We start from the raw sequence: 8,434 nt of genomic DNA on the forward strand, positions 1-8,434 counted from the left end.
CAGTCGGGATATGTGATGCTGACAGGTGGTTCGACACGAATGAGGAGGATGGACGTGCGCGCAGACCGCCCGAGCGAGGAGCAGTTGCGGCGGAACTTCGAAGCCGTGCTGGCGGATGTGCTGGCGGGCCGCGGTGTGCGCACCGAAACCGGCCTGGACTCGCCGACCGAGGACGCCCTGTGGGCCATCGCCCGCGCCCATCCGAACGCCTCCGAGGAACTCGTCGCGGCCGCCCGGAAATCACTCGCCGGTCAACTGGACGGCAGCAATGCCGCCCGCTGGCGCGCCGACCTGGAACGCATGTTCAACGAAGGCCGTCCGGCGTCGGACGGCTAGCCGGGTTCGGTGCCGACGGTAATTCGCTAGATCAGGAGGACGACGTGCGCAGAGGCCGCCCGAGCGAGGAGCAGTTGCGCCGCAATTTCGACAGCGCGCTGGATCAGGCAGTGCAGGGGAGTGGTGTGCGCACCGAATCCGGTCTCGACGAGCAGACCGAGAAGGCGCTGTGGGCGATCGCCCGTGCAAACGGCGCCGCCACCGCGGAGATGGTCGAGGCCGCGCGCCTGGCCTTCGCGGGCCAGCTGGACGGCTCCAATGCCGCGGCCCGCAAGACCGCCATGGCCCGCAATCTCGCCGAGCGCGCCGCCCGCAGGCGCCGTCCGGAAAACTAGCGTGACAGCCGGATATCGCATACGGTTCGGGGCTCACACTGTCTCGAAGTGACCGCCCAGGAGACGATTACCCCGTGACAATGTCCTCAGAGCCCATCGAAACCCCGAACGGGGCACCGGAATCCGCCACTCTCGGCGCATCGACGCTGGTGACCGGCGTGGTCGGCGAATCCGTCAACGGCGAAGCAGCCGATGGGGAAGTCATCGGAACCACTAGCGCGGAGGGCGAATCCGCCCCGGACGTAGGCTTCCGGCTCGACGGGCTGCCGGATGTCGGCTTCTCCCTGGAACCGCCGCCCGAACCCGATGTCGCGGAAAAGGCCCGCCGTATAGCGCATCGCATTGCCCAGGGTCTGGTGGAGCTGGGCCCGCAGGGCTGGGCGCGGGTGCAGGCGTCGTTCTCCGTCACGGTGAACGGCCAGCTCGCCCGCGTCGTGTTCTCCGATCCCGAGCAACGCCAAGCACAGGTGCACCCGACGCCGGAAATCCACGCCCTGGTGGCCGAACATCGCACGCTCTCCGCCGAACTCGGCGACGGCCCGTGGTGGCGCTTCGAACTCGATCTCTCATCCGACGGCGAGCTCGAGGTCGACCACGACTACGGCGACGAGCCGTTCCCCGACGACCAGTTGTTCGCTCCCGAGGACTATCTCGCGGACCTGGAAGCGTATCCCCGTGCGACACTGCCGGTTTGGCTGGCCGCCTACGTCCGCCACGGCCGCCGTCAGATCCGCACCCCGCAACAGGCCGCCGCACAGGCCCGCGCCGATCGCGAATCCGGTATCACCCCTGTGATTTCCGAAGACGACTTCCCGGATTTCCCCCTGCTGTGGGCCCGCTGGTCCGCCATTGCCGCAGCCTTCGTCGCCATCGGCTCGGAATGGGGCCCGCGCGTCCTGCCCTCCTTCGGCTGGTTCGAGGGCTCCCGCCGCTCCGGCTCCACCCTGTACTCACTACCCGGCGACCGCGCCGTGCTTTCCGGCGGCGTCTGGAACGCCCCCGAACTCGCCGCCGCCTACAACACCGAGGGCCCCCTGCCCCGCTTGTATGCCGGTGCCCCGGAATGGGTTGCCACGCCCGTTCTCAACACCCGCGCAGCAGGCGGTCTGCTCACCTTCTGCTACTGGTGGGAGGACGGTCGCTGGCATCGCGGCGAATCCCCCTCCTCGACCGAGCTGGCCTCGGCCGTCCCCGGAATGTGGACCGCGGACACCGTCGCCGATGTGGTCGGCGGTCTGGTGGCCGAGGATCCGGACCAATCCTTGCGCGCCACAGTCGAATCCTTCGTCGCCGCCGCGGAACAAGGGCAGGTCGACTACGCGTTGCTCACTGAAGTCTTCGGCGAGACAGCCGATTTGGATGGCGCCGCCTATCAGCTCATCTTGGCGGGATCCATGCGCGGCAGCGAGAATCGACCTACTGTTCGATGAGACTGTTGATGGGAGCAGGACGTGGGTGACGAGAACAAATACGACAACCCTTGGCCGGGGCTGGCCCAACAGGCACGCGACGGTCGCCTGAAGCTCGACAAGGGCGCGGCCGAGGAGGCTGTCAAGTTCGCCGCGGACTGCGCGTCGTCGCTCGATCGCACCAAGAACTTGAGTTTCCTGTTCCAGAACCACCGGGGTTTCAGCGACAACAATCACGTGCAGTCGGCGCTGCTGCTCGCGGGCCGGTTCGACAAGGAGGGGCGGCGCGTCGAGGAAATCCTCGGCAAGTTCATCGGTTTGGTGAATGCCATCGGTGACACCTTGCTGACCGCGGGCAAGCTCTACGACGCCCAGAAAGAGGATTCCAAGGCGGCTTTCGACAGACTGAAGAAGGAAGCCGATACCCGCGACATCAAAGAGGGCCCCAAGATCACCCCGAACGGTCAGGCGAAGATCCCCCAATGGGGCGCGACCGATGCGAACGGGGCGTTCGACAAGAAGCACGTCGGAGGTCTCGCCGACTACAGCGGCAGTAAGGACAAGCACTACACCGACCCGATCGGCGCCGAGGATCCGGGCGGCCGCGGCGGTGAGTGGTTCGACAAGGCCGGTGAGGGGATGAACCCCCAGGTCATTGCCGATCGCTCGGCCGACTGGCAGTGGGTGGCCGACTCCATCGACCAGGACTTCGACAATCTCGTCCTGCGCATGGAACGCCTGGAGCAGGACGAGAAGTGGACCGGTACGGGCGCGAAATCCGCCATTGCCGCGGTCAAGAAATTCAAGGTCCAGTCCAGCGACCTGACCACGGACATGCGCAATATGGCATCGAACCTGATGTACACCGCGTACTGCCTGTTCTACACCAAGGGCCAGATGCCCGACTGGTATCCCACCCATGAGAACACCGAGCGCGGCAATCAGCTCATCGAGCGGGCCGTCACGGCGTGGAAGACCTGGTACATCCCCGGAGTCAAGAACGCCAGCACCGCGATTCCCATCCTCGGAGATCCCACCCTGCAAGCTCCCGGGCTGGATGGACCGGGAAACCGGAACAACAACAACGGCACCGGGCCGGGCGGCGGCACCGGACCCGGCGGCGGCACCAAACCGCAGCTGAAGGATGGGGCGATTCCGCCCGGCACCAAGAAGCCGGAGATCAAGATCCCGGAGCCAAAGGACCCCAACGGCAAGGATCCGAACGGCAAGGATCCCAATGGCAAGGATCCCAATGGCAAGGATCCCAATGGCAAGGATCCGAACGGGCAGTACCCCAATGGGCAGAAGCCGAACGGCCAGGACCCCAACGGGAATACGGGGCAGAACAACAGCGGCAACGGCCAGGGCATGTCGCAGCTGACCAGTGCCCTGCAGCAGGGCCTGCAGTCCGCGCAGCAACTGGCGCAGCAGGCCAAGACGAACACCACGAACAAGGAACTACAGGATCAGCTGAAGGATCTGGGCCTGTCCGGCCTGCCGAGCACGCTGAAGGATCTCGCCAAGGGCGGCCCCGGCGGCGGCTCGCCCGGTGGCGGTGCGCCGAGCCCGCTCACCAGCCCGGCGAATTCGAAGCTGTTCCCGCGCGCCACCGGTGGCATGGAGACGACCACGACAGCGGGCGTCACCGCTCGCGCCGGGCTCGCCACCACCGGCGGTATGCCCATGGGCGGCGGTATGCCCATGGGCGGTATGGGTGGCGCGCACGGCGCCGGCCAGAACGGCAAGGAGCACAAGCGCGCCGAGTTCCTGGACTCGACCGAACACTTGGAAGAGGCCATGGGAGCACCGCCCATTGTGGCGAAGCCGGTGGTAGAGGGCTGATTCGATGGGTCGATCCTGGACTTTCACCGATCTGGAATTCCTGGCGCTCTGGGAGGAAACCGGTGCGGAGTTCCTGCCGAAGCCGCTGATCTTCGCCAGCCGCACCGAGTGGTGGGACGACCACCTCGCGAATATGGAACGCGCCAAAGACGCCCTGCGCGACCGCGATCCCGATTTCGCGGAGGTCATGTACGCGCTCCGCACCCCGGATGTGCTGGTGGAGGTGCACGGCTGGGACGGCCGCGATCGGACCGCCCCGGATGCGAGCATCCGCATGCTCGGCGTACGCCACGGTGAGCTGGGCTATCTGGTGACCCAGCAACCGGGCGAAACCTACCGGCACAGCACCGGTTTCACGGTCACCGAGTGCTATGCCAACGAGCTGGCGGGCGAGGTCGTCTCCGGGCTGCCGGAGACCGCTGCGGGCCGGGGGCGCGATATCGTGCTCGCCGAACCCGAGCACACCGAGGAATTCGATTACGGCTACGGCCTTTCCCTGGCCCACGAAACCATGGAGGGCACGGTCGTCAACCGCGCCGCCGACTTCCTCGCCGCGCCCGCGCCGAGCGTGGGCACCATCGATGTGGTGCAGGGACATTCGCGATTCGGCCCGCGCGGCATCACCCGGCATCGGGTGGAATGGCGGGATGTGGCCGATGACGGCCGCTATGTCGTCACCGGCGACCACCCGCCGGTCGCCTCCCCGGCCGACCGCAATGTCATGGTCTCCACCGTGAACACCCGCATCTCCGAGGTCATCATGGCTCTCGAGGACGAGTGAGAAGGCAGGTACGGCAATGAAGATCGATGACGTCCCGTTCCCGACCGAGTTCACCGTCGCGTCGCGGACCGGTGCGGTGGTGGTGACCACCACGGAGGTCGGCCTGCCGATCGCCCTGGAAGTGGAGCGCGATCAGCTGCGCGGGGATACCGCGCCGCTGGCCGCGGAGATTCTGCGGCTGTGCAAGCAGGCCGCCAACCGGGCGGGGTTGGAGCGGCGGGCGCAGTTGCAGGCGGCCGGGTTGGCGCCGGAGATGCTGGCGCTCACCGGACTTCCCACCGTGGAGGAGGTGACGCGGCAGGAATATGTGGAGGAGCAGGATTACGAGACCGAACCGGACAGCTGGCTGCGTCCTATCTGATCCGGGCGTCAACCCTGTGTTCACCGGCCCAACGGCGAGTTGGTGAAGTTTTTCCTATACGAGGCGAATCTTCGCTCTGTATAGTTCATTTCGAATTGATCTTCCTGATGGGGGAATCATGAGCCACGTCCTTGCAACACCCGACGCGATCCGTCAGTACGGCGCGGCGAACGCCGCGATCGCTTCCACGGTGGCCACCGCCGCCTCGGTCGACACCGCGGCCACCGTCGCCGCGGTCGTCCCGGTCTTCGGCCTGATCGGCCAGGACTTCCTGCTGAGTTTCGCCGCCGCCCAGGGCAACCACTACGCCTCGACCGCGGAACTGGCCGCCGTGCACGCCGGCACCGCGCTCACCGCCTACGAGGCCGCCGCCACCTACGAGGGCGTCGACGGCCACTCCGGCGCCAACTTCGTCGCGCACGCGAAGGAGCTATGACGACGCCGTCCGGGCAGGGGCCGCTCGACATAGCTGTTTCCGAGGTGCTGCGCGGGACGGCACTGGGTCCGGCGCTGGACCGCCCGATCAATGACATCCTGCGCGAGATGGGGCTGCCCGCACTGCCGCAGCTCCCGTCCGTGCCGCCGCTGCCGGAGCTGCCCCCGCTCCCGGTGATCGACCTGAGTGCGCTGACCCGCCCGCTCACCGATATCGCCGCCTCGTTCGGCACCGGCCAGCTCGGTCAGATCGGCCAGGGCATCGATCCGTCGAAGGCCCTGGAAGGCGTCTCGACGGCGCTGACCACGATCATGTCCATCGCGCAGTCGGTCATGTCGCTGGCCTCCCAGCAGTGGTCGGGTCAGGGCGCGACCGGCGCGGCCGAGAAGGGCGCCGCCGCGGCGACGAATGCGGCACAGCTGCAAGCCCAGAACGTGCAGGAGAAAACGGTTCTCGCGGGCGCCGCGGGCACGGTGGCCACCGGCGCGGCGCAGATGACGGCCATCATCACCAAGTTCGTCACGGCCCTCACCATCTCGGCCCCGTTCCTGGCGACCCCGCCGGGTCAGGTCTTCCTGCTGTCCATGGCGAGTGAAACCGCCGCCGAGGCAATGGCCGTCGTCGGCGTGACGCGCGCGGACCTGACCGTGAAGAGCGCCGAGATGACCAAGGCGGGCGAGAAGGTGGACGTCACCAACGCCCCCGACGGCGTCGATTCCCTCTCTCAGGTCACCCAGATTCTGGGCATGCTCTCCCCGCTCATGAGCGCCGCCACCACCGGCGCTCAAACCGTCCAGCAGACACTGGAATCCATCGCGGCCGAGCAGACCGTCGACACCCCGGTCGAAGAGGTCTCCGTCGACCAGCCCTTCGACGGCGGCCTCGGCGCCGGCGGCGCGGGCGTCCCCCTCGGCGCGATCGCGGGCGCCGCACCCCTGAGCCAGTGGACCGGCGCGCGCACCGTCCCGGCCGGCACCTCGACTCCGGCCCCCGTGGCCGAGCCGGTGTCCACACCCCGCAACTCCACCGCCATGGGCCCCGGCGGCATGGTTCCGCCCATGGGCGCGGGCATGCACCACCGCGGCGGTATCGACGAATCCGACACCGAAGTGCGGACCGAGCTGGTCACCGCCGAACACGGTGACGAGGTCGTCGGCGAACTCGGCAATACCGGTGTGCCGGTGGTCGGCGCGGTCGGCGCGGCCACCCCGAAGACCACCACCTAGCGGCCGGATTCTCACTCCGCAGCGCCGCACGTGCCCACACACGTGCGGCGCTGCGCCGTATGCGGATGTCACACGTCGGGGCCGGGCGGTGTCTACATATCGAGCCACCTGTGAAGGAGCAGATATGACCGGCACACTCCGTATCCCCAAGGCCGAGTTCACCGGATTCCGCGCGACCCTGATGAAGATCGCCGCCCGCAGAATGTTCGGCAGGGTGCCCGATCCGCTGGCGGTGATGTGGCATCACCCCGCGGTGCTCATGGACTCCAGCCGCTACGGTCGCAAGGCCCAGAAGTGGAACAAGGCCGACCCCGGCCTGAAGTCGCTCGCCCACATGGCCGTCGCCTCCATGATCGGTTGCAGCTGGTGCCTGGACTACGGCTACTTCCACGCCCACAACGAGGGCCTCGGCTCCGCCGCCGACGCCGACGACGTGGTGCAGGAAACCTGGCTGCGGTGGGCCGATGTCGACCGCGCCGAAATCCGGGACCCGCGCGCCTATCTGGTGCGCACCGTGACCCGGCAGTCCCTCAACCGCATTCGCACCCTGGCGCGGCGGCGCGAATCCTATGTGGGGGAGTGGCTTCCGGAGCCGCTGCTGACCAGTCCCGATGTGGCGGAGGACGTCGAACTCGCGGAGAGCGTGTCGATCGCCATGCTCACGGTGCTCGAAACCCTGGGCCCCACCGAGCGCGCGGTCTTCGTCCTGCGCGAGGTGTTCGACGCCCCCTACGACGAAATCGCCGGCGCCCTGGACAAATCCGTGGCCGCGGTCCGCCAGATCGCGCACCGCGCCCGCGAGCACGTCGCCGCCCGCCGCCCCCGCATGGAGGTGAGTCGCGCCGAACAAGAGGCTGTCGTAGCCCAATTCCGCTCGGCCATGGTCACCGGAGACCTCCGGGCACTGCTCGATGTCCTCGCCCCCGACGTGGTCGCGGTAGCGGACGGCGGCGGCCTTGCCCAGGCTTTCCCGCACCCGCTCGAGGGAGCGCTGCGCATTGCCCGAATGCTGGCCCGCTTCCCGCACTTCGCCCCCGGCGTGACCGTCGCATCCGTATGGATCAACGGAGCGCCCGCCCTCCGCGTGGACCCGGACGGCGAATACGACTCCACCATCAGCCTGGTGATCGAATCCGGCCGGATCACCCACCTCTACTCGGTCCGCAACCCGCACAAACTCGCCCACCTGAGCACCCCCATCCCCCTCACCCGAGCCTGAAAGGGCCGAGGTTATCGGGCAGGGTGGTCGATCTGGCGGGGCATGGGGGTGCCTTCGTCGGAGTCGGGCTCGAAGGCGGGGGTCGAGCCGGCCATGCTGAGGTAGCCGTTGATGCTCTGGGTGATGGTGAGGCCGTAGCCGTCGGGGGTGCGGGTGTAGCCGGTGCGGGGGCGGGCGTCGCCGCGGGTCTCGGTGGGCCAGCCCCGGGCGGACCAGATCTGCATGATCAGGTCGAAGTAGTGGTCGGAGGTGTCGGGGGTGGTGCCGAGCATCCAGTAGCGGATGTCGAAGAACTCCAGGAGGTTGTCCGGATCGGCGGCGTCCCAGGGGAGGTTGACGCCTTGGTGCAGGCCCGCTTTGGGGAGTTCGGGGTGATACAGGACCAGGGACAGTCCGGCGGGCAGGGCGCGCAGGGTCTCGGTGAAGTGCCCGAGCAGTCCTGCACGGACGGCGGCCTGAGTGGATGCCGGGGGCATGCGGTTCCTCATT

General features: G+C 67.9%; 10 protein-coding genes. 9 read left to right on the forward strand and 1 reads right to left on the reverse strand.

The annotated features are described in order from the left end of the window. Positions 1–54: 54 nt before the first annotated feature. The 9 genes from ACFVIV_RS02730 (at position 55) to ACFVIV_RS02770 (ending at position 7,945) form a co-directional block, all read left to right on the forward strand. Complete coding sequence (locus ACFVIV_RS02730) at positions 55–336, forward strand: hypothetical protein (RefSeq protein WP_379193016.1); 282 nt, start codon at positions 55–57, stop codon at positions 334–336. Positions 337–380: 44 nt separating this feature from the next. Further along, positions 381–671 (forward strand): hypothetical protein, encoded by a 291-nt coding sequence (locus tag ACFVIV_RS02735; protein ID WP_379193017.1) that lies wholly within the window; start codon positions 381–383, stop codon positions 669–671. 80 nt (positions 672–751) lie between these two features. Continuing rightward, positions 752–2,101, forward strand: coding sequence for a hypothetical protein (locus tag ACFVIV_RS02740; protein WP_379193113.1), 1,350 nt, complete (start codon positions 752–754; stop codon positions 2,099–2,101). Between the two features lie 21 nt (positions 2,102–2,122). Next, a complete protein-coding gene (locus tag ACFVIV_RS02745; protein WP_379193018.1) occupies positions 2,123–3,922 on the forward strand; it encodes a hypothetical protein in 1,800 nt (599 codons plus the stop codon). A 4-nt stretch (positions 3,923–3,926) separates the two neighbouring features. Continuing rightward, the gene (locus tag ACFVIV_RS02750) at positions 3,927–4,703 is read left to right on the forward strand and encodes an ESX secretion-associated protein EspG (RefSeq protein ID WP_379193019.1); all 777 of its coding nucleotides are present in this window, start codon (positions 3,927–3,929) and stop codon (positions 4,701–4,703) included. 16 nt (positions 4,704–4,719) lie between these two features. Beyond that, positions 4,720–5,064, forward strand: coding sequence for a hypothetical protein (locus ACFVIV_RS02755; RefSeq protein ID WP_379193020.1), 345 nt, complete (start codon positions 4,720–4,722; stop codon positions 5,062–5,064). A gap of 118 nt (positions 5,065–5,182) precedes the next feature. Beyond that, the gene (locus tag ACFVIV_RS02760; protein ID WP_379193021.1) at positions 5,183–5,500 is read left to right on the forward strand and encodes a type VII secretion target; all 318 of its coding nucleotides are present in this window, start codon (positions 5,183–5,185) and stop codon (positions 5,498–5,500) included. Next, positions 5,497–6,726: a hypothetical protein gene (locus ACFVIV_RS02765; RefSeq protein WP_379193022.1), complete on the forward strand. Its 1,230-nt coding sequence runs from the start codon at positions 5,497–5,499 to the stop codon at positions 6,724–6,726. Before ACFVIV_RS02760 ends, ACFVIV_RS02765 begins: the two co-directional genes overlap by 4 nt. A gap of 349 nt (positions 6,727–7,075) precedes the next feature. Further along, on the forward strand, positions 7,076–7,945 hold the full coding sequence (locus ACFVIV_RS02770) for an RNA polymerase sigma-70 factor (protein WP_379193114.1): 870 nt from the start codon (positions 7,076–7,078) through the stop codon (positions 7,943–7,945). Positions 7,946–7,956: 11 nt separating this feature from the next. On the opposite strand, the gene ACFVIV_RS02775 is transcribed toward ACFVIV_RS02770, so the two are convergent. Further along, positions 7,957–8,421, reverse strand: a complete 465-nt coding sequence (locus ACFVIV_RS02775; protein ID WP_379193023.1) for a hypothetical protein — start codon at positions 8,419–8,421, stop codon at positions 7,957–7,959. Positions 8,422–8,434 lie beyond the last annotated feature (13 nt).

This window comes from Nocardia sp. NPDC127526, from assembly GCF_042672265.1.
Classification (GTDB): domain Bacteria; phylum Actinomycetota; class Actinomycetes; order Mycobacteriales; family Mycobacteriaceae; genus Nocardia.

Bases quoted from the DNA above. Each gene is read 5' to 3' on its own strand.
- ACFVIV_RS02740 (WP_379193113.1), top strand. From the start codon at position 752: ATGTCCTCAGAGCCCATCGAAACCCCGAACGGGGCACCGGAATCCGCC.
- ACFVIV_RS02750 (WP_379193019.1), top strand. From the start codon at position 3,927: ATGGGTCGATCCTGGACTTTCACCGATCTGGAATTCCTGGCGCTCTGG.
- ACFVIV_RS02755 (WP_379193020.1), top strand. From the start codon at position 4,720: ATGAAGATCGATGACGTCCCGTTCCCGACCGAGTTCACCGTCGCGTCG.
- ACFVIV_RS02760 (WP_379193021.1), top strand. From the start codon at position 5,183: ATGAGCCACGTCCTTGCAACACCCGACGCGATCCGTCAGTACGGCGCG.
- ACFVIV_RS02765 (WP_379193022.1), top strand. From the start codon at position 5,497: ATGACGACGCCGTCCGGGCAGGGGCCGCTCGACATAGCTGTTTCCGAG.
- ACFVIV_RS02770 (WP_379193114.1), top strand. From the start codon at position 7,076: ATGATCGGTTGCAGCTGGTGCCTGGACTACGGCTACTTCCACGCCCAC.
- ACFVIV_RS02775 (WP_379193023.1), bottom strand. From the start codon at position 8,421: ATGCCCCCGGCATCCACTCAGGCCGCCGTCCGTGCAGGACTGCTCGGG.